This window comes from Bacilli bacterium (assembly GCA_035326105.1).
Taxonomy (GTDB): Bacteria; Bacillota_I; Bacilli_A; order RFN20; family CAG-826; genus UBA7706.
The window spans coordinates 1-22,076 of record DAOKYO010000002.1; the positions used below are offsets into that span (position 1 = coordinate 1).

The 22,076-nt window shown below is 40.9% G+C and carries 19 protein-coding genes; 16 read left to right on the forward strand and 3 right to left on the reverse strand.

From position 1 onward, the window contains the following. The first annotated feature begins 353 nt into the window (after positions 1-353). Complete coding sequence (locus PKC96_04285) at positions 354-1,394, forward strand: hypothetical protein (GenBank protein HMM00540.1); 1,041 nt, start codon at positions 354-356, stop codon at positions 1,392-1,394. A 60-nt stretch (positions 1,395-1,454) separates the two neighbouring features. Beyond that, positions 1,455-1,868: a hypothetical protein gene (locus tag PKC96_04290; GenBank protein HMM00541.1), complete on the forward strand. Its 414-nt coding sequence runs from the start codon at positions 1,455-1,457 to the stop codon at positions 1,866-1,868. A 49-nt stretch (positions 1,869-1,917) separates the two neighbouring features. Here PKC96_04290 and PKC96_04295 read toward each other — a convergent pair whose 3' ends face one another. Further along, entirely contained in the window at positions 1,918-3,402 is a 1,485-nt protein-coding gene (locus PKC96_04295) for an MATE family efflux transporter (protein ID HMM00542.1), read from the reverse strand. A gap of 155 nt (positions 3,403-3,557) precedes the next feature. Between PKC96_04295 and prs the strand changes: the two genes are divergently transcribed. From prs to PKC96_04315, 4 genes are read left to right on the forward strand one after another with little or no spacing between them, the layout of a single operon-like run. Beyond that, a complete protein-coding gene (gene prs / locus PKC96_04300) occupies positions 3,558-4,505 on the forward strand; it encodes a ribose-phosphate diphosphokinase (protein HMM00543.1) in 948 nt (315 codons plus the stop codon). Between the two features lie 4 nt (positions 4,506-4,509). Then, positions 4,510-5,649 (forward strand): hypothetical protein, encoded by a 1,140-nt coding sequence (locus PKC96_04305; GenBank protein HMM00544.1) that lies wholly within the window; start codon positions 4,510-4,512, stop codon positions 5,647-5,649. After that, a complete protein-coding gene (locus tag PKC96_04310) occupies positions 5,639-6,898 on the forward strand; it encodes a 1-acyl-sn-glycerol-3-phosphate acyltransferase (protein HMM00545.1) in 1,260 nt (419 codons plus the stop codon). Before PKC96_04305 ends, PKC96_04310 begins: the two co-directional genes overlap by 11 nt. Further along, positions 6,846-8,327 (forward strand): hypothetical protein, encoded by a 1,482-nt coding sequence (locus PKC96_04315; GenBank protein ID HMM00546.1) that lies wholly within the window; start codon positions 6,846-6,848, stop codon positions 8,325-8,327. The genes PKC96_04310 and PKC96_04315 overlap by 53 nt, the downstream gene beginning before the upstream one ends. A gap of 4 nt (positions 8,328-8,331) precedes the next feature. Here the strand turns inward: PKC96_04315 and PKC96_04320 are convergent, their stop codons facing one another. Continuing rightward, positions 8,332-8,718, reverse strand: coding sequence for a helix-turn-helix transcriptional regulator (locus PKC96_04320; GenBank protein ID HMM00547.1), 387 nt, complete (start codon positions 8,716-8,718; stop codon positions 8,332-8,334). A gap of 127 nt (positions 8,719-8,845) precedes the next feature. Next, complete coding sequence (locus tag PKC96_04325) at positions 8,846-10,075, reverse strand: GNAT family N-acetyltransferase (GenBank protein HMM00548.1); 1,230 nt, start codon at positions 10,073-10,075, stop codon at positions 8,846-8,848. 62 nt (positions 10,076-10,137) lie between these two features. Between PKC96_04325 and truB the strand changes: the two genes are divergently transcribed. The 10 genes from truB (at position 10,138) to PKC96_04375 (ending at position 22,065) form a co-directional block, all read left to right on the forward strand. Further along, positions 10,138-10,983, forward strand: a complete 846-nt coding sequence (truB, locus tag PKC96_04330) for a tRNA pseudouridine(55) synthase TruB (GenBank protein HMM00549.1) — start codon at positions 10,138-10,140, stop codon at positions 10,981-10,983. Continuing rightward, a complete protein-coding gene (locus PKC96_04335; GenBank protein ID HMM00550.1) occupies positions 10,980-11,909 on the forward strand; it encodes a bifunctional riboflavin kinase/FAD synthetase in 930 nt (309 codons plus the stop codon). Before truB ends, PKC96_04335 begins: the two co-directional genes overlap by 4 nt. Positions 11,910-11,951: 42 nt before the next feature. After that, the gene (locus PKC96_04340) at positions 11,952-13,148 is read left to right on the forward strand and encodes an FprA family A-type flavoprotein (protein ID HMM00551.1); all 1,197 of its coding nucleotides are present in this window, start codon (positions 11,952-11,954) and stop codon (positions 13,146-13,148) included. Positions 13,149-13,270: 122 nt separating this feature from the next. Then, positions 13,271-13,537, forward strand: coding sequence for a 30S ribosomal protein S15 (gene rpsO, locus PKC96_04345; GenBank protein ID HMM00552.1), 267 nt, complete (start codon positions 13,271-13,273; stop codon positions 13,535-13,537). Between the two features lie 67 nt (positions 13,538-13,604). Next, the gene (gene pepT / locus PKC96_04350; protein ID HMM00553.1) at positions 13,605-14,822 is read left to right on the forward strand and encodes a peptidase T; all 1,218 of its coding nucleotides are present in this window, start codon (positions 13,605-13,607) and stop codon (positions 14,820-14,822) included. A gap of 126 nt (positions 14,823-14,948) precedes the next feature. Beyond that, positions 14,949-17,150 carry a polyribonucleotide nucleotidyltransferase gene (locus tag PKC96_04355; protein HMM00554.1) on the forward strand — a complete coding sequence of 734 codons (2,202 nt, stop codon included), beginning with the start codon at positions 14,949-14,951 and terminating at the stop codon, positions 17,148-17,150. Between the two features lie 90 nt (positions 17,151-17,240). After that, entirely contained in the window at positions 17,241-18,683 is a 1,443-nt protein-coding gene (locus tag PKC96_04360) for an NAD(P)/FAD-dependent oxidoreductase (GenBank protein ID HMM00555.1), read from the forward strand. Continuing rightward, on the forward strand, positions 18,683-19,933 hold the full coding sequence (locus PKC96_04365; protein ID HMM00556.1) for an FAD-dependent oxidoreductase: 1,251 nt from the start codon (positions 18,683-18,685) through the stop codon (positions 19,931-19,933). The genes PKC96_04360 and PKC96_04365 overlap by 1 nt, the downstream gene beginning before the upstream one ends. Next, positions 19,933-20,280, forward strand: a complete 348-nt coding sequence (locus PKC96_04370) for a DUF1667 domain-containing protein (protein HMM00557.1) — start codon at positions 19,933-19,935, stop codon at positions 20,278-20,280. Before PKC96_04365 ends, PKC96_04370 begins: the two co-directional genes overlap by 1 nt. A gap of 102 nt (positions 20,281-20,382) precedes the next feature. Continuing rightward, complete coding sequence (locus PKC96_04375; protein ID HMM00558.1) at positions 20,383-22,065, forward strand: ribonuclease J; 1,683 nt, start codon at positions 20,383-20,385, stop codon at positions 22,063-22,065. Positions 22,066-22,076 lie beyond the last annotated feature (11 nt).

Sequence of the window (22,076 nt, forward strand, 5' to 3'; positions counted from 1 at the left end):
AAGATTTTTCTTAGAAATAAAAATAGGTGCCAACAACATCGCTTAAATCTTAAAATAATTGCTGAAAGATTTATGAATCACTTATAAAAACTTTGGTGCAATTCCTCTAAAAATAAACGCTGCTATCACATTGTTATATTTTAACGAATAAGCAGGCATGCCATTAAACTTACCAGTCGGAAGTATCAAATTCTTTAATATGCATTAATCCGATTGAACAATAGTTACAGTTTTCCTATTATGTGGCCGACATATTTACAAAATTCTAATTTGTCAAGAAAGAAATGATTACTTTGTTTAATTTTTCATTACTCAAAAATGGCTTTTCATGACGTTGATAATGGAAGTAGTGTTTGTCTAACGTTAATATCGCAAATATGAAAAAAGCACTAAAATCTCTTTTAATATCAGTTCTTGCCATTCTCAGTGGAGTCAGCGTTTCCTATGCGGATTTTGCTTTTACAGGAACTGGAAGCACCAGTAATTTCGGAGAAATTGATTCATCAATCCCCGAGTGGGATACTATAGAAGTGGTTAGTGTTGCAGCCGGCTATGCCCATTCCCTTGCCGTGACATCCCTAGGAAAAGTGTTTTCCTGGGGATATAATTACTTTGGCCAAATCGGTAATGGATCGTCGGGGAGTTCAAATGTAGTTAGTCCGCAAGATATAACCGCCAACTTCACGGGACTAGCCACGAATGAAACTGTGGTTGGTTTTGCAGTCGGCGATTTCCATTCCCTTGCCGTGACATCCCTAGGAAAAGTGTTTGCCTGGGGAAGGGATAATAATGGCCAACTGGGTAATGGATCGGGGAGTAGTTCAGATGTAACCAGTCCGCAAGATATAACCGCCAACTTCGCGGGACTGACCACGAATGAAACTGTGGTTGGTGTTTCAGCCGGCTCTATGCATTCCCTTGCCGTGACATCCCTAGGAAAAGTGTTTGCCTGGGGACAAGATAGTTCTGAACAACTAGGCAATGGATCGGGGAGTAGTAGTATAACCAGTCCGCAAGATATAACCGCCAACTTCACGGGACTGACTACGAATGAAACTGTGGTTAGTGTTTCAGCCGGCGCTATGCATTCCCTTGCCGTGACATCCCTGGGAAAAGTGTTTGCCTGGGGAGGGGATAATAATGGCCAAACCGGCAATGGATCGGAGAGTAGTTCAAATGTAGTTAGTCCGGAAGATATAACCGCCAACTTCGCGGGACTGACCACGAATGAAACTGTGGTTGGTGTTTCAGCCGGCTCTTACCATTCCTTTGCCGTGACATCCCTGGGAAAAGTGTTTGCCTGGGGAAGTGATAGTTTTGGCCAACTAGGTAATGGATCGGGGAGTAGTGTAACCAGTCCGGAAAATATAACCGCAAATTTTGCATTGCAATAAAGAACATTATTTTTTATGTATATATGCATATAAACCACTAATATCATGATAAATAATATCTTGAAGAAAAAGACATTTTGCTTGTTATTTGCGGTAAATATTTTACTGATTGCTTCATTAGGTCTGGCATATTTTGTACATTGCTTGCTAAATTCCAAGGTAACGATTAATAATAACCAGATTGTGACATATAATTCGGCTGTAATTAACAGGGATAATCAAACGCAAATTCAAATTTCTTTTTCTTATGAAATAAAGAAGCCCAAATGGCTTGAGGCCGATATCTTATTAATTGATTCTTCATTTAATTGTTTGTTTGATAACATCATTATTACCGATCAATTTTTTGTTATCGATGATAGCGATTATTTAATAGCTAATTTTAGGCTAGATGAATCATATAGCAATGCGTTTGCCGCCGAAGTTAATGTTATAAATAGTTATCAAAGCAAATGGGATTACTATTTTAATTAGAACTTTGAAAAATAAACATAATAGGAATAAAAGTTAATAATGAACACAATTAATTTGCTTTATTGACCAATTCGTTTTGATGATTGTTTTTTTTATCTTTGATTAAGTACACAAATTTAATTACTCCATATAAAAGAACAATGATAGCCGCAAACCAAGCTAATGGGTCGGCGAAACAAATGCCGACAAATGCCGAGTTGCTGACTAAATTGGTAGGGCTAATGAGATAAGGAATATATAGGCATATTAAGATACGAGCAATTAGTTCCATAACGCCAGCCAGAAATGGATATAATGATTTTCCCAAGCCTTGAATGGTATTTCGCGAAACAAATAGTACTCCTAAGAAAAGAGAAGATGGTAAGGCTACATGCATATAAGTAGTGGCATAATAGATAGTTTCCGGATAAATATTCGATTCATTTATAAATATATATAAGAAAAAACCATCCATTGACAAAAGTAGGCTCATAATATTGATAATTACATAGGTGACACCGACAATTAAAAAAGCCTGATTCAGTCCTTGTTTAATGCGTTTAATGTTATTGGCACCATAATTCTGGGCGGTAAAAGAAAGCATTGCCGTACCTAAAGCGGCGAAGGGCGACAAAAGAAAATTATCCATTTTTCCGGCCGCTCCATAACCATCTTGAGCATAGTGAGCCGGGGTATTTGTTCCGGGGATAAGTTTTCCAATGTCGAACGTATTAATCGCTCCCTGAAGAATAATCAAACCGATAGCTAATATTGAAAATTGAAAGGCAAGAGGCAATCCCTGAATAAGCAACTCTTTAATCTCTTTTGCCTTCAAGGAAAAGTCGCTTCGTTTTAATCGCAAAAATTCATATTTCTTAAAGGAATACACGAAGCACATAATAGCGCTGATAGCTTGTGATATAACGGTGGCAATTGCCGCTCCGGCCACTTTAGCATCCGGCCCCTTAAATGTGGTTACGAAAAGGAAGTCGAGCCCGATATTGATAATGCTGGATAATATCAAAAAGAACAGTGGGGTAATACTATCGCCAATACTACGAAGAACGCTGACGATGAGATTATAAAAAACCATTGTAATTAGCCCGATATATATGACACTTAAATAGGTGCTCGCAGCTTTATAAGTAACCAAATCATTCTCGGGAGTTACATTAATGATTTCGAGAAGATCGTCAGCAAAAACGGTCGCTATAAGAGTTAAGATTAAAGAAATTATTAAAGATATGGTGATCATATTAGCAAAAGAACGTCTAAATGCGGGGTAGTCTTTACGACCAAAATTGCGTCCAGTTATAACACTGAAGCCGGCGGTACAGCCAAAGGCAAACTGAAGAATAATAAATACCAGACTATTTGTATCACTTACCCCGGCAAATTGAAGCGGTAAGTAATGGCCGACAATCATCGCATCCACCATCGAGTAAATATTTTGAAAAATGATACTTATAAAAATTGGTATCGCAAAGCGAAGAATAACCTTCCAAGGTGTTCCAACAGTTAAATCTACCGACTGAAAAAGAGTTTTTGTTTTCATAAACGGCATAATTATACATTCAATTTTCTTTATTGGAAGAAGATTGATGAATAAAAGATTTATTTACTCTAGAAAGCGCTTGCAAACAAATATTCTTTGTTTTTCTTTTACAAAGAAAAGTATGATAGAATACTTGTATTATTGGAGAATAAATTATGCAGACTATTTTTGGAATTTCCGCGAATAAAAAGTTGCTTGCAGCCCTCGCTCAATTTACCGATTTCGCCATTGGAAAAATTAGAATGTTTAGTTTCTCCGACCATGAATTTGTAATTTCAGCTCGGGGGAGCAATCTTTCTTCAAAGGCAGTGATTGTGCAATCAATGTCCTACCCAGTTGAACGCCATTTTTTTGAATTGTCTTTTTTAGCCAATAGCTTATGGACAAATGGCGTTAACGATATAGTAGCTATTATTCCTTATTTTGGTTTTGCGCGACAGGAAGTTAAAGGCAAGGAAGTATCAACACCAGCAGTCGATATGTTGATTGAAATGTTAAAATCCGCCCATATAAGCAGTATTATAACTTATGATATTCACGCAAGTGAACAGGGGGCAAAAGATAGTTTTTATAATGTTGATTTTAGCGATGTCTTTTTAATGCCAATAAAGAAGTTTTTGACGGAAAATCATTTTCATCCCCAGAATACGGTTTTTGTGATTCCTGATGGCGGAGCCACTAAACGGTTATCGACTTTTTTAAAGGCATTTCCAGAATATCCAATATCGCAATTGAGCAAACGGCGTCCCCAGGCCAATAAAGTGCGTTTGATTGATTTTACGGGTGAGGTTATCAACCGGCATGCGATTATGCTGGATGATATTATTGATACTGGTGGAACAACGGAATTAGTGGCGGAAGAATTGAGAAAGCGCGGGGCACTCGATATGTATGTTGTGGCCACGCATGGCGTCTTTTCCGGTGATTATCAAAAACACTTGGGTAACCCGTTTATCAAAAAAATAATTACCACTGATAGTATTGATAAAACGGTCCCGGGAATTTTGGCCCAAAAAATAATTCGGATTTCTCTTGCGGAAAATCTTGCTAATATTTTAAAAAGAATAGACAATAAGGGTATAAATAATTTTGAAAAGAGATAGAAATATGATTGAGATCAAAGTGGTCAATAATGGCCGTTTACTAAAAAAATTTATTGACTTTCCCGTCAAATTATATAAAGGAAACAAGTATTTTACCCCCTATATTTATGAGGATGAAATCTCCAATTTGATGCCTGGAAAAAATCCGGCTGCCTCCTATTGTGATTTTAAGTTATTTTTAGCTTATCGCGAGGGGAAGATTGTCGGCAGAATCTGTGCCATCTTAAATCACTTTAGCAATGAAAAGTATCATCAAAAACGCATCCGTTTTAATCGGATTGATATGATTGACGATATTGAAGTGACCAAGGCGTTAATAAAAGCAGTTGAGGATTTTGGCCTTCAAAACGGAATGACGGAAATTGCGGGTCCGCTCGGATATAGCGATCAAGATAAGGAAGGTTTGCTTACCTATGGCTTTGAAGAGCACAATATGTTTGCAACATTTTATCATTTTCCCTACTATTATGAGCACCTTAAGCAATTGGGTTTTATCGAAGATGCCAAGTGGAATGAATACCGGGTTTTTATTCCAGATAAACCTGATTTGAAACTGCAGAAAATTGCTGATTATACGGCTAAAAAGTACGATTTTCACATCGTCCAATTCAAACGTAAAAGCAAGAAAGCCGTTAAACCCTATATTGTTGAGGTTCTTTCGCTTGTCAATCGCGCATATGCGAATCTATATGGCTATGTACCAATTGATGAAGGACAAATGTATCATTTAGCAGATCAATACATTCCTCTTATCAATCTTGACTATATGCAAATTGTCGTCGACAGCAATAATAAGGTCGTCGCCTTTGGCCTTATGATTCCAACCCCGGTGTTTGCTTTAAAGCGCCATAAAGGTCATCTTTTTCCTCTCGGATGGATTTCTTTCTTAAGAGCAATAAAAAAAGAGAAAATTCTCGATATGCTTTTAGTAGCCACTGAACCAGAATTAAAGAATAGCGGAGTTATGACGATGGTATTTGCCGCTGCCATTAATAATGCAGTCAAGAACAAAGTAAAGTATTGTGAGACGGGACCGGAATTAGTTACGAATGAAGAGGTCCAATCACTATGGAGCCGTTTTGAGCATGTTCGACACAAAACGCGGGCATGCTTCGTAAAACCGATTGAAAACAATGAAAAGTAAACGTAGCCAAACTAAGCATGTGGTAAAATTTCGTCATCGTTTTTTCTATGGTTTAGCGCGTATTCTTTTAGCTTGGATTTTTCGCCTTCATGCAAACTTTCATAGTAAACACTATCACCTAAAGGGAAAGGGACCCTATATTATTGTCTCTAATCATACTTCGGCTCTCGACCCGATTTTGCTCGCCACCAGCACTGACATTCCTATTTATTATGTGGCTTCTGAAATAATTTTTGGCCATGGACTTATCAGTCGACTTTTAGAGTTTTGCTTTGCTCCAATTCCTAAAAGTAAATCTCTACCCGACATATCGACGATTATGACGATTAAGAAGGTTTTGAAGGAAAAAGGAACCGTGGGTATTTTTGTTGAGGGCAATGTGACATTTACTGGTGGATTGGCTTCAATGCCCTTTGCGATTGGTAAGTTAGTTAAATCGCTCAATGTCCCTCTTCTTTTCTTCCGTTTTCATGGTGTTTCCCAATCGGATCCCCGTTGGGCAACTAAACGAAGAAAAGGCCGCTCATGGGGAGAATTTTACTCGCAAATGAATCCCGATGAGTATAACGCACTGTCCTTGGATGAGCTTAATAAAATAATTTATGAACGCATTGATGCCAATCCGTATAAGGAGAACCCACCCCTTTCGTTTAAAACTAAGCACATGAGCGAACATCTTGAGCGCCTGATTTTTGCGTGTCCGCACTGTCATAGTGTCAATACCGTTCACGGTTATGATGATTTTATTTGTGACGAATGCGGTTTTACCGCGCATTATGATGAACACGGATATTTGGTTTCTAAAGAATATGGTAAGCAAACTTTGATTGAAGTCGATCAGTTGGTCAAGGATAATTATCAGCATTTTTTGGCTACCAACGCCGATTTTAAATTGAAGGCTACGGGTCTTTGGGTCGAAATATTAAAAAAGCGAAGAAAATACCATGGACAGGTTCAAATCACGGTCAGCCATGAGGGTATCGATGTTATTAGTAAGCATAAAGATCAGTCCTTCAAAGTCGGCTATCACGAGTTGGTTAGCATGGCCGTTCAGCAAAAGGGAGGACTCATCCTCTATATTCATGGTCGCAACACAACGATGATTAAATTTCCCGCTTCCGTGAGTGCCTATCAGTTCTTAGTTACGCTTCAAGTTTTTGTCCATCGCTATAAATTTATTAAAGGAGAAGTGAAAAATGAATTTATTGACCTTAATGACGAGCACCATACCGAATGTTTGGGACTATGACTTCTATTGGGGCGATTTTGTATACTTGGGCATAATTGCTTTAATCCTTCTCTTGGCCAACGTTTTACGGCGCAAAATTCGTTTTCTTAATCGCTATGTTATACCGACGGCCGTAATCGGTGGCTTTCTGGGACTAGGAATCAAATATTTGGTCGATTGGATATCGAAATCGGCTTTTGATTACTCAATTCTTTCGGGAACCAATAATTTTATGAATTTTGTAACTTATCACGCGATTGCCATCGGCTTTATTGCCATGGGATTAAAGGACAATAAGAGCGATGCCAAGATAAACGGCAAAAAAGAAGCGGTTAAATCGGGACTCGTAATCGTTTCCACCTATCTTCTTCAGGCTTTTGTCGGTTTACTTATTACCATATTTATTGCCGCAATCTTCAAAAATTCAGTGATGAGTAATGGAGCCTTTTCCGGAGTGCTCCTGGCACTTGGCTTTGGTCAGGGCCCCGGCCAAGCGGGAAATACCGGGAAGATATTTTCCGAAATAAATGGTGGACTTTTCTCAATCGGTCAAGACTTTGGGCTATCAATATCAACCCTCGGATTTGTCGTGGCCTGCATCCCGGGAATTATCTACATGAACTATCTTATTCGGAAAGGGCGGCTTAAAATCAGCCGAAACGAAAAAATGGCCGCGACTACGACTGATGATGTCGAAGGTGTCGACGAGATTCCGTTAGCCGAGTCTATCGATAAATTCACCATCCAAATCAGCTTGGTCTTAATGCTCTATTTATTTACCTTTCTGGTCATTTTTGGCCTTTCCTCTTTAATCGATTGGAGTAATATTGCTTTTTTGGTCAACAATGTCAAATCGCTAATCTGGGGATTTAACTTCCTGTTTGCGATGGCAATAGCGATGGTCGCCAAATTAATTATTCGTCAATTGCGAAAAAGAAAAATTATGCACCGTAAGTATACGAATGATTATATGCTAAACCGAATTAGTGGAACGGCTTTCGACTTTATGATCGTCAGCTCGATTATGGCAATCGACATTCAAAAATTAAATGATGTCGGCGTTGTAGTTGCCCTTCTATCGCTTGGAATCATCGGGGCAATCGTGACTTTTGTTTATTTGAAGTATATTTGTAAGAAGACTTTTCCCAGTTATTATCTACCAGCCTTCTTTGGTTTTTATGGAATGTTGACCGGAACGGCTTCAACCGGAATTGCCCTTTTACGAGAAGTTGATCCTCAGTTTAAGACCGAGACAGCAAATGATTTAGTAAACGGCTCTGGAACAGCAATTATATTCGGCGGTCCTTTGCTATTAGCGGTCGGACTTGTTTATATCAACACCACCTGGCTTTGGATCTGTACGGCGGGGTTCCTCTTGCTATTTGGATTCTATTTATTCTTACTGGCAAAAATCAGCAAACCAAGCAAGAAAAAAGATTCAGCCAACTAAAGAATCATTTCTCTTCATCATCTATTGAATCGGATAGTTCATATTCATTTTTGGGCAAAGGATTGCTAGTATTTTTTAAATCATTCGTTTCCGCAATTCTTTCGATAACTTTAAACGCGTTTTGAATGACAATAAAATCTGCCTTTGTAATCGTTATGGTTTGTTCATCGCTTTCTAGCACACTAGCGTATGGGAGATGAAGTAATTGGCAAATAGAAATAAAATCATCCAATTTTAAACGAATCTTCCCGTTTTCGATATTACGGTAAGTTTCTTTTGCTAGTCCAAGATGATTTCCAACTTGTTCTTGCGTTAATCCGGCTCGTTGTCGCTGTTCGCGAATTTTTCTAAGTATTATTTCCACACCTATATAATATAAATATGGTGACATTTACACTATTTTAAATTGACAATAGTATAAAATAACAATATATTTTGAATTGTAAAGTATTATAAGCACCATTTTCCTTTTTTTCGAGTGCTTTAAATAACTTTATAAGCCGCTTAAAGCGGCTTTTTTATTCTTCATTGGGTAGAAAACAGGAGGCAGGTAGTTTATCAATCGTCCGCTCAAAATGATAATGCTTAATACCGGCATCCATAACAATTTTACCATCGGTTGTATAGCCAAGGGATTCATAAAAATCCTTTAGATAGGCCTGTCCATTAAAAGCAATGGTTATTTTCCCATTGTTTCGATATAAGTACTCTTCTAGCCATTGAAATAAAATGCGTCCTAGGCCCATCTTACGATACGCCGATAAAATGGCAAAACGGCCAATATGATAATAGCCGTTATCGATGTAATAGCGGATAGTTCCTACATTCACTCCTTTATAGACGAGTAAAAAATAGTTAGCCGAGTTTTCTTCAGGGGTAATTTCTTCATCCAGAGGGCAATTTTGCTCTTCAACGAAAACCTTCATACGAATGTAGAGCACCGCCGTTTTATCTTCGATGGAATTTACTGGTTTAACAATCAAGCCACTCTTTCGGGTTTGATAATTGAGTTCATCAAACCAAAGATCAAATTTTGAAGCATTAGTAATCATCGTTAAAAAATTAGTATGGCACTGACTATATTTATCATATAAACCTTTAAGCACCTGTTTTATTTCCTCGCGTTCAGTATGCTTATCAGCAGGACACGAAGAGGGACGAACGGGAAGATGAAGTTGATTGGCAGCCTTAATAATGCTCTTTTCAAAAGTCAAAATAAAGGGGCGAATAAAGGTAATATCTTCACGTTCAAGGCGCATTTTGGGAGCGAAAGTGGCAACTCGCCCCCCATTTATTTCGTTTAAAAACAGGGTTTCAATCGCATCATCAGCATGATGAGCAAAGGCGACCTTATTACATCCGTACTTTTGCGCCGCTTTATTCATCGCGGCTTTCTTCATGCGGGAGCAGATTGAACATGGCAAATGATTAATTCCCATTCTTTCCTGTTGGATAGCCAATATCGGGTAAACGGTACTCGCATCTTCGATATGGTATTCAATGTTTTGGGATTGAAAATAATCTTTTAAATAATCGCCTTCAAAACCGGGAAAGCCAAGATTTAAGGTTATTCCAATGATGGAAAATTGCTTTTTTGAAAAGCGAGTATATAGGTTTAAAGCATAAGCAAGAAGCAAGGAGTCCTTACCTCCGCTTATTCCGACGGCGATTCTATCGCCGCTCTCAATTAAATTAAATCTTTCATCCGCCAAGCGGACAGCAGCTAATATTTTGCGAATTTCTTCCATTAATCATTTCCTCACGACCGTTTTATATTATAATATACCCGGGTTAGAAAAGGCGATTATTTATGAACGGAATTTATTTGGTCGACAAGCGAGTGGACTGGACTTCACGCGACTGCGTGAATCGTCTAAGTCATATTTTGCATACCAAAAAAATCGGTCATACCGGAACTTTAGATCCTTTTGCCACGGGTCTTTTGATCATTACCGTCGGCCCATCTACTAAAATTCTTCCCTTTATGGAAGGATTTAGCAAGACATACGTAGCCAGTTTAAAATTGGGAGCGACAACCGCCACGCTTGATTTAGAAACTCCGGAGACGGTTTTTAAAGAAATACCTCCATTGACCAAAGAGGATATTGAACAAGTATTTAAGGATTATATTGGAAAGATAAAGCAAATTCCGCCGACCACGAGTGCAATAAAGATCGATGGGGTTCCCGCCTATAAACGATATCGAGCGGGAGAAACCATTACAATGAAAACTCGCGAAGTGGAAGTATATGACTTAAAGTTGATTTCCTATGTTCCCCCAGTAATAAATTTTATGGTTACTTGCTCAAGCGGAACTTATGTTCGTACTCTTGGAGCTGATATCGCCCAAAGTTTAAATACGCTTGGTTACCTTACTGCTCTTCGCCGAACAAAGATTGGTTCTTTCTTGGTAAGCGCGGCGAAAGATGTTGAAAACATTACTTTAACGGATGCTCATTCCAGTATGGAAGCGCTGATTGATATGCCCCGGCTGAATGTAAATAGTGAGCAAAAGGAGTTAGTTATACATGGCCGCTATTTACAAATTGAGCAACAAGCGCCGTTGCTTTTAATGGTTGATGATAATTTACCATTAGCCATCTATTACTGGAATGACGAGGAAAAAATATATAAATGTCGCCGAGGTTTATTATGATAAAAAGAATAAATGTTGATTTGCAAAATGTTGAACGTATAAGTGGTGGTTTAGCCCTTTGTCTTGGCTATTTTGATGGGCTTCATGTCGGTCATTTAGCGTTAATTACGGAAGCGAAAAAAACGGGTCAGCCAGTAGGGATTATTACTTTTGCTAACTCAAATGATCTTCTTGCCACAAGAAGAAATCGACAATTAACTTCCATTGATGATCGGTTGCATTTACTTGATGAGATGGGGGTCGACTATCTATTTGTTATTGATTTTACGTTAGAAATACGTGATATGGAAGCGGATGATTTTGTTAAAAATGTCATAATCGCTTTAGGCGCTACCTATGTCATATGTGGGGAAGATTTTCATTTTGGTCGGGGAGCGCAGGGTGGCATTTCTAATTTAAGGGATGATTTTAAATCCGCTTTTAAAACTCTGGTTGTGAAACCGATTCTAGATGCGGAAGGCAATAAAATTTCCTCCAGCCTAATCAAGAAGTATCTCGACACGGGCGAAATTGAAAAAGCTAATCAACTGCTTGGCCGTGAGTATATCATCTATGGCAAAGTAAAGCATGGCTTTGGCAATGGAAAAGGCTTCGGCTTCCCAACAGCCAACCTTGATTTGTTGGCTAATTATGTTGTTCCCAAAAACGGAGTATATGCGGTTCGGGTTCTATATCAAGGGCAACTTTACTGGGGCGCAGCTAATATCGGTACCCACCCCACCATAATGGAAACAACCGATTCCCAAATTGAAGTGTTTATTCTTGACTTTCATTCGGTGGTTTATACGCAAAATATCGGTCTATATTTTGTCAGACGACTCCGGGATGAAGTGAAGTTTGCATCTATTTCCGAATTGAAACGGGCGATGGCGGAAGACGTGGAAAAAGTTCGGGCGCTTTCCATTAGCGTTTCTTTAGAAAAATAAAGATTACAATGGTAAAATGGCAATTGTCAAAAGGAGAATATTATGGCAAGTGAAAAAATTAGCAGTAATTTATTTTGGGTAGGTTCACATGATCCGCACCTACGGCGGTTTGACATCGTCATGGAAACAAAATATGGTTCTACCTACAACTCCTATATTTTTGAGTCAAATGGCGAATATGCGCTCATTGATGGCAGTAAGCTTGGTTTTGAAGAAGAGTGGTTAGGCAACATTAAAGAGGTCGTGGCGATTGAAAAGATTTCCACTATGGTGGTTCAGCATACGGAGCCAGATCATAGTTCGGCGATTGCTGAACTTTTAAAAATAAATCCCAACATTCAAATTTATGGTTCGCCTCTAGCAATGGCCAATTTACGGGAAATAGTCAATCATCCCTTTAATGCTCACGTTATTAAAGATGGGGAGAAAATTACTATTGGAGATGATACCTTGGAATTTATCGTCGCCCCGAATCTTCACTGGCCAGATACGATTTTCACCTATATCGAAAAGCAAAAGTATCTTTTTACCTGCGATTTCTTTGGTGCCCACATCTGCGTTGAGCCGATGGCATTATCCGCTATCGCCCAAAAGAAGGAATATGCAGAATCATTTAAAGTATATTTCGATGCAATTATGTCGCCCTTTAAGCCCTTTGTTCGGGTTGGACTAGCCAAAATTAAAAATCTAAAAATCGATTATATCCTTAATTCACATGGTCCATATTTGGATAGTCCAGAAGCAATTAGAAACGCCCAAAATTTATACCAAAAATGGGCGGAGCAACCAGTGCGTCTACGGAAGAAAGTAACGATGGTTTATTGCTCGAATTATGGATACACTAAACTTATTGCCGAGGCGATGGCTGAAACAATAAAAGAGTATGATGTCGAATTCAAAATGTATGACATCGTTGATTCAGCGACCGCCGATATGGTCGCTGATATTGAAGATGCGGATGGTGTTTTATTTGGCTCACCGACGATCGTGGCTGACGTTATTCGCCCTGTTTATGATTTGATGAACGAACTTAATCCCTTTGTTATGATGAATAAAATTGCCGGGGCCTTTGGTTCATACGGCTGGAGTGGAGAGGCGGTTGGCAATCTGCTTACTCGCGCCAAGCAGCTTAAAATGAAGACCATTGATGACGGCTTTAAAGTGCGCCTAAATCCAACGGCGGATGATCTTGTAAAGGCAAAGGCTTATGCCTCCAACTTTGTTAACGGCCTTTACTAGATTTATTACTTGATTATTTGTGATTCAATCTATATATTATAAGTGCAACTTATCCGTTGACTTGCGTGTCTCCGACGCCAGCCGCTGGGTAAGCAAAGTAGTTAAACAAGGAGGAAAAGCTTATGTTAAGCAAAGAAGCAACTGCTGAAATCGTCAAGAAGTTTGGTAAAGATGGTAAGGATACGGGTTCAGCCCAAGTCCAAATTGCCCTTCTTACCGCGGAAATTCAAGCGCTCACCGAGCACATGAAGACCAACATCCATGATTTTAACAGCAAGCGCGGTCTTCTAACAAAAGTTGGAAAACGTCGGTCATTATTGAATTATCTTGCCCGCACCAACCGCGATGCCTATCTTAAGTTGATTGAACAACTCAATCTTCGTAAGTAATGGAAATAGATACCGCTCGCTTTGAGCGGTATTTTATTTATCAATCAATTTTTAAAAGGAGCTAATTATGACAATAAAAGAACGTTTTATTCACTACACAACTTTTGACACGCAAAGTAATGATCATTCAACTAGCAGCCCTTCTACCGATAAGCAATGGGCGCTTTTAAAAGCGCTTAAAGAAGAGCTTATCGTTTTAGGAGTAAAAGATGTCGAACTTTCTTCGCATGGAGTTCTCTATGCCCATATCCCTTCCAATAGCACGAAAGAGATTGTCCCCACTATCGGTTTTATTGCGCATGTTGATACCGCCCTGGAAATGAGCGGAAAAGACGTTAAAGCCCGGGTAATCAATAATTATGATGGCAAGGCCATAACCCTTAATCAGGCGCAGAACATCATTATGGATCCCGAGCATTTTCCGGCTTTAAAACGCGTGGTGGGTGATGATTTAGTTGTAACCGACGGAACGACCCTTCTTGGCGCGGATGACAAGGCTGGAGTCGCCATTATAATGACGTTGGTGGAAAGCTTGGCGCACCAAGATGCGCCAATTCATGGCCCGATTGCTATTGCTTTTACCCCCGATGAAGAGATTGGACGTGGAGTGGAAAATTTCGATTTGGCGCGGATGGGGGCTGATTATGCCTACACGATTGATGGTAGCGATATCGAGTTTGCAAATTACGAGAACTTTAATGCCGCGAGCGCGGTGGTTACTATTGCTGGAAAATCCATTCACCCCGGAGATGCTAAAGACAAGATGGTCAATTCAATCTTGGTGGCTATGGAATTTAACGCTCTTTTACCGACGGAAGATGTTCCAGCCAAAACTGAGGGTTACCAAGGTTTTAATCATGTCACCGCAATTGAAGGCGGAGTTAACAAGACCGTGGTCGAATATATTATTCGTAATCATGATATGGAGAAACTTGAGAAGCAGATGCGGGATTTCCAAAATGCGGCTGCTAAGTTAAATGAAAAATATGGCCAAGGTACAGTAGATTTGATGGTTAAGAAAGGTTACCGGAATATGGGACCATTGCTTAAAAAGGATCCAGCTGCTCTTCATCATCTTGAAGCGGCTTATCACGCATTAGGATTACCCCTATCTTATGTTCCAATACGGGGAGGAACTGATGGTGCGGAGTTATCGTATCGTGGAATGCTGACACCTAATCTAGGCACCGGAGGATTCAATATGCACGGCCGATATGAATTTGCCTCACTCAATCAGATGCAGAAAATGGTTGATGTTCTTACGCAGATGGTAAAAATTGGCTGAAATTTCGGCATAAATCAAATTTAGGGGAAGAAAAACTTCCCCTTTTCTTTGCTCATTTTTCTTCATTACCATTTTCTAGTTGTGATATACTATTAAAGTAAAAAATGAAAGAGAGAGAATTTTTAAATGCCAAAAAAAGTTTTTGAATTGGAATTCGAAGGCAAACTGTTTAAGGCGGAAATTGGCGAATTAGCAAAGCAGGCAGATGGCGCGGCTTTGATTCGTTATAATGATTCCACCGTTTTAAGTACGGTTTGTTGCTCCGATAAGCCAAAAGAGGGAGATTTTTTCCCGCTGACTGTCGAGTATATGGAAAAACAATACGCGGCGGGTCGTATTCCGGGATCTTTTCTAAGAAGAGAAGGTCGGGGAAGCGAACATGCTACATTAACCGCGAGAATGATTGATCGACCCATTCGTCCGATGTTCTCCGATGGATTCCGTAATGAAGTCCAAATTATCAACACCGTTTTAAGCGCGGATCCCGATGCGCCATCGGAAATGGCCGCGATGCTAGGCTCATCCCTGGCGCTGGGAATTTCAAATATTCCTTTTGACGGTCCGATTGCCGGTGTCAATGTTGGCCGCGTCGATGGAAAATTTGTAATTAATCCCAACACCGAAGAGCGTTTGGTAAGCGATTTAGATTTGACGGTTGCCGGTACTGAAGAAGCCATCAACATGGTTGAAGCCGGATCGATGGAATTAGATGAAGATACGATGCTTGACGCCTTGATGTTTGGTCATGAGGCCATTAAGAAACTTTGCCAATGGCAAAAAGAAATTATCGCTGAGGTCGGTAAGGAAAAAAGAGAAATTAAACTCTTCCTTCCTGAGGAATCCTTGGTAGAGGAAATGCATACTCGCGCCTATAGTGATTTAAAAGCAGCGGTTAGCATTTTTGATAAACTTGAACGGCAGAAGGCAATCGATAAGTTAGGCGAAGAAATCGTTGCAGAATACACCGCCCGGGAAGATATTCCTTCCGAAAATAAGGGCAAAGTAGTCTCTGATGTCAAAGCCATTTACGAAACGATGATTGCTAACGAAGTGCGCCGGCTTATCACCGAAGAAAAAATCCGCCCTGATGGTCGGAAAGTTGATGAGGTTCGACCACTAAATGCCCAAGTGGATATTCTTCCGCGCGTGCATGGTTCAGCTCTGTTTACACGTGGCCAAACACAAGTTTTGTCGATTGTAACTCTTGGAGCTAAATCCGATGAACAACTAATTGATGATTTAACGGACGAGACTTCCCGCCGTTTTATGCATCAATATAATTTTCCGCCATTTAGTGTTGGCGATATTAAAAAGGTAGGTAGTCCTGGACGTAGAGAAATCGGCCACGGACATTTAGGCGAAAGAGCTTTGAGTTATGTCATTCCAAGCGAAGAATCATTCCCTTATACCATTAGAGTAGTGAGCGAAGTATTGGAAAGTAACGGCTCCTCGTCCCAAGCGAGTATCTGTGCCGCTTCAATGGCGCTTATGGCGGCCGGCGTTCCGATAAAGGATATGGTTACCGGAATTGCTATGGGACTTATTACCAGCGGTCCGTTGGACGGGAAGCATCCCTATACCATCCTTACCGATATTCAAGGTTTGGAAGATCACTTTGGCGATATGGACTTTAAAGTGGCGGGAACACCGAAGGGTATCACCGCCCTTCAGATGGATATCAAAATTAAAGGTGTCACTAAGGAAATCTTACGTGAAGCTCTAGCACAAGCTCATAAAGCCCGGGCCGAAATTCGGGCTGTGCAAATGGGAGCAATCAGCGAACCCCGCGAAGATGTGGCCGAGTATGCCCCTAAGATGGAGACCTTTACCATCGACCCAGATAAAATCAGAGAAGTTATCGGGACGGGTGGAAAAGTCATCAATGACATTATCGCTCAATGCGATAACTGTAAGATTGATATCGAGGATGATGGTCGGGTGACGATTTATCATATGAATCGGGAAACAATCAAGAAAGCACGGGCAATGATTGATAATATTGTTCGGGTAGCCAAGGTTGGCGAAGTATATGAAGGAGTCGTCAATCGGGTTGAAGATTACGGGTGCTTTGTGAATCTCTTTGGAGAAGTGGATGGCTTATGCCATGTTTCACGTCTGGCCTGGACACGAACCGAAAACCCACGCGACGTAGTTAAGATCGGTCAAAAACTGAAAGTTATCGTTACCGAAATTGACGAAAAAGGCAAAGTCAAGGTTAGTCACCGTGAATTTACCGAGAAACCGGCCGATTACGTTGAACCGGTTGCTAAGGAAGAAAATTCCGGACCGCGCAAAGGATTTAAGAAATTTGGACATCGGCGCGACTAAGTAAGGTATTTAAAAGGTAGGAGGTAAAATTCCTACCTTTTTTTAGCAAATTCAGCAATATCGCGATACAATATTAACGAGGTAGTAAATATGTACGACATTACAATAATCGGAGCCGGTGTGGTTGGGGCGCTCATTGCTCGCGAGCTTTCATTTTATCAATTGAAAGTGGCGTTGATTGACAAGGATAGTGATGTCGGAAACGCGACGACGATGGCTAACTCGGCTATCGTTCACAGCGGATATGATCCCGAACCAAACTCTTTAAAAGCCAAATTGAATGTCGAAGGCAATGCCATGTTCGATCAACTGAGCACGGAGTTAGATGTAAACTTCGGCCGCATTGGCTCATTGACACTGGCAATGGAAGATGAGCAATGGCTGGTAATTCGCCAATTAGTCGATCGGGCAAAAGAAAATAAGGTTCCTGTGACTTTACTGAGCGGGGATGAGGTTCGGCAGATGGAACCCAACGTTAATCCAACGGTCAAAGGTGGATTATTGGCTCCGACTGCCGGCATTGTCAATCCTTTTCAATTATGTGTTCACGCAGTGGAAAACGCCGTTGATAATGGGGTGAATTTATTTTTAAATAGCGAGGTCATCGGAATAAAAAAAACTAACGAAGGGTTTTCTGTTGACTTTAAAAACGGCTCCCAAATAAACACGAAATACATCGTAAACGCCGCGGGCATTTATAGCGATAAAATCGCAATGATGATCGGCGATAATTCCTTTAAAATAAATCCGCGCAAGGGCGAGTATTACGTTCTCGACCATTTCGGATTTGGATTTGTAAATCATGTCATCTTCCCGCTTCCCACCGACAAGGGAAAGGGTATTCTGATTACTCCAACTACATCGGGAAACTATCTGGTGGGACCCAGCAGCGAATTTGTTGACACTCGCTCTTCGCTTGCAACCGATATGGCTACTTTAAAAGCGGTACGCGCGAGCGCCACGCAACTTATTCCCTCAATTCCTTTTAACCAAGTTATCCGCACTTTCAGCGGGTTAAGGGCTACACCGTCAACCCACGATTTTATCATTTCCGAATCAGCGGTTGATCGTCATTTTATCAACGTTGCGGGAATTGAATCTCCGGGTTTAGCTTCTTCACCGGCGATTGCCAAGTATGTGGTCGATGAAATCATTGGCAAGCAAATCCCATTGGTTAAGAATGAATTGGCTGGTCGGAGCATCAAGCCATATATTCATCCTTTGAATATGGATTTTGAGTCGCGGAAAAAATTAATTTCCGAACATCCGGAATTTGGCGATATTATTTGCAATTGTGAAAAGATTTCCCGCGGTGAGATTTTGCAAACTTTAAATCGCAGTTGCCCGCCCCACTCGATTAAAGCCATAAAAAAGCGGACCCGGGCCGGATTCGGCCGCTGTCAGGGCGGTTTTTGCCAGACGCGGGTGATATCTATTCTGGCTGATTTTTATAAAATTGATCCCACTGATGTCGACTATGATGAGCAGGGAACACCGGTTTTAATTGAAGATAGCAAGGAGAACGGAAAATAATGGAAAAGCGGGATTTAGTGATAATCGGGGGCGGATCGGCTGGTTTAAGCGCGGCGGTTGCGGCATTTGACTTAGGCATAAAATCAATATTAATTATTGAGCGCGGAAGTCATTTGGGCGGAATTCTCAATCAATGCATCCACACGGGCTTTGGTCTTTCCACTTTTAACGAACAACTTACCGGTCCGGAGTACGCCAGCCGTTATATACAGATGGTGGAAGATAGAAAAATTGAATACCGACTTGAAACGAATGTTTTGGAAATCTCGCCGGCCAAGATTGTCACCATCGCCTCATCGGCAGGACTTTCCATGATAGAAGCCGGTGCGATTATTCTTGCTACTGGCTGTTATGAACGCAATGCGGGAGCAATTCTTTTGCCGGGTGATCGGCCCCGGGGAATATTAACCGCTGGACAAGCCCAGGAATACATCAACATTCGTGGCTATTCAGTCGGCAAGCGCATTTTTATTTTAGGCAGCGGAGATATTGGCCTTATAATGGCGCGAAGAATGACTTTAGAAGGCGCTCAAGTCCTGGGAGTGGCTGAAATTATGCCTTATAGCAACGGCTTACCAAGGAACATGGTGCAGTGCCTGGAAGACTTTAACATTCCGCTCTTTTTAAGTCATACCATCAGGGATGTTCAATCTTTAAATGGTAATCTAAGCGGCATAACAATTGCCCAAGTTGATCGAAACTTTCAGTTTATTGAAGGAACTGACAAACACTTTGATGTGGATACGCTATTATTATCAATCGGTCTTATTCCTTCAAATGAACTGTTGGACAATCTTCATATTCTTGCCAGCAAAACGCGGGGAGCGGTGGTCGACGAGCACCTTCAAACCGGCATGGCCGGAGTTTTCAGTTGCGGGAATTGTCTTCATGTCCACGATGTGGTTGATTTTGTCAGCCAAGAAGGCGCTTTAGCTGGGAGAAGTGCGGTTAAGTACCTGCGGCATGAGCTCAAGGATGGCGGCGATTTCATCCGGGTTGTGGCGGGGAATAACATCGGCTACGTAGTTCCGCAAATTATTCGCTACAGCGATCTTGACGAAGAGGGCGTCGTTTTAAAATATCGTCCCCAAAAACCATTAGAAAAAATTAAAATTCTCGTTTCCGTTGATGGCAGGGAAATAAAAAAAGTTTTTAAGCCATATGCTATTCCCAGTGAAATGGAAATGATAAAATTAAAAAAAGAAGATTTAGTGATGGGTCATGAATTAAAGGTGGAGGTGGCAGCTTAATGCAACGGCAACTTATCTGTATCAATTGTCCCCGCGGATGTCATTTGATAGTTGACGATGATTTAAAAGTCACCGGCAATGCCTGTCCGCGCGGAGAAAAGTATGCCTTGGAAGAAATTTCTCACCCCGTTCGCTTTGTGGCAACGACGGTCACGATGGTTGAGAGCAAGGAAAGACGCTTATCCGTGACTACCGATAGACCGATTGCCAAAGACCTGATTTTTCCTTTGATGAATCTTTTAAAGACGATAAAAATTCATCCCCCGGTTCACGTTGGCGATGAACTGGTACATCAAGTCCTCGGAACTGATTGCAATATAGTTGCGACAAAGACAATTTTAGAGTAACCTTTTAGTTGTAAAAGGATGTTTATAGGTTATAATGACTTGGAAATATTTTTATCTTTATTGATTGGCAAGATTTCCTTAGGTTAGAAGGAGGAGTTTTTTATGACTGAAACCGTACGAATTTTCGCTTTAGGGGGGCTGGATGAAGATGGCAAAAATCTTTATGTCCTCGAAGCGGGAAATGATATTTTTATTATTGAAGCCGGAGCAAAATATCCCGACTCATCAAAGCCGGGAATTGATTTTATTATCGCTAATTATGATTATTTGTTGAAAAACAAGGATCGTGTTCGGGCATATATTATCACTCACGGCCACGACGATTTAATCGGCGCTTTACCTTATATGTACAAGGATATCCCGGCACCGATCTACGCCTCCAAGGCGACAATTATGATGATTGAAGGCTTTACGAAGCGCCGGGTGATGGACATTAAATATAACTTTGTCGAGATTGAACCATCTTCGCGCATTACCATTGCCAATAGAACTGTCCGTTTCTTTCAGACCTGCCATGCGATGATGCTCAGCAGCGGGGTGGCGATTAAAACCGAGCAGGGCTACGTTGTTTATAGTGGGGATTTCTTGGTGGAATATAATGCCAACCCCCATTACCGGCATGATTTGAATGCGTTGGCAAAGATTGCCGAGCGGCCGATTCTGGCTTTACTAAGCGAGAGCGAAGGAGCGGAAAAGGCCGGTTATACTTCTCCCAATCATCGCCTGACACCCCATATAACTGCCCCTTTTCAAGATTCGCAGGGACGGATTTTCATCTCGCTTTACAATCAGTCAACTTATCATCTTGAAGAGATCATCGATATGGTTAAAAAGCACCATAAGAAGCTCTACTTATACGATGAGTACGTTCGTGATTATTTTGCTCGGTTTAATTCAATCGGCATGCTTAAGATTCCGCAAATTAATCTTGTTTCCCCGGATGATTTATTACGCGTCCGGAAAAATGACATGGTTATTTTAATGATGGCACAAGGTGACGATTTATATCGGGAAATCGAAGCTTTGGCCAATGGAGAAAATGAAGATAAACGGATTGTCTTAAATCCGGAAGACACCTTCATCGTTGCCGCTCCTCCCGCTCCTAACTTTGAACTGCTGGCTACGGATGCGATTGATTGCCTATATCAAACGGGCGTCAAAGTTTACGAGATTAATCGGAAGATGATGTCGCCGATGCACGCGAGTGAAGAAGACTTAAAAATGATGATTTCGCTTCTTAAACCCCAGTATTACATTCCGGTTAAAGGTGAATATAAACAACTAATGGCCAATGCCAAACTGGCGGTTGGAATGGATGTTCAACTTTCGCACAACAATATTTTTCTTTTGGATAACGGCATGACCATCAAATTTACCGATGGTAAGGCTCGACTTTACGCGGCCGGGGACGAAGTGGTTCCCACCGGCGATTTATATATCGATGGCACGGGCGTCGGGGATACGACATCCACCGTCCTTGACGATCGGACCATCCTCTCGGATGACGGCGTAATTGTCATGGGAATTGCGGTTTCAAAAGCCACTGCTAAAATTGTTGCCGGACCAGATATTCAGATGCGCGGATTTGTTTTTGTTCGCGAGAATGACGCCATTATTAATGAACTCACAAAGCTTTTGGTTACAAGTGTAAATGACTTCTTGAAGAAGGGCTCTTTTAATGCCGATAAGTGCGCGGAAGATATAAGTGAGCGCGCAAAACGCTTTGTGTGGCGCGAGACAAGACGCAGTCCGATGATTTTGCCCTTGATTTCGGTAGTTGACTGAATTTAAATGAA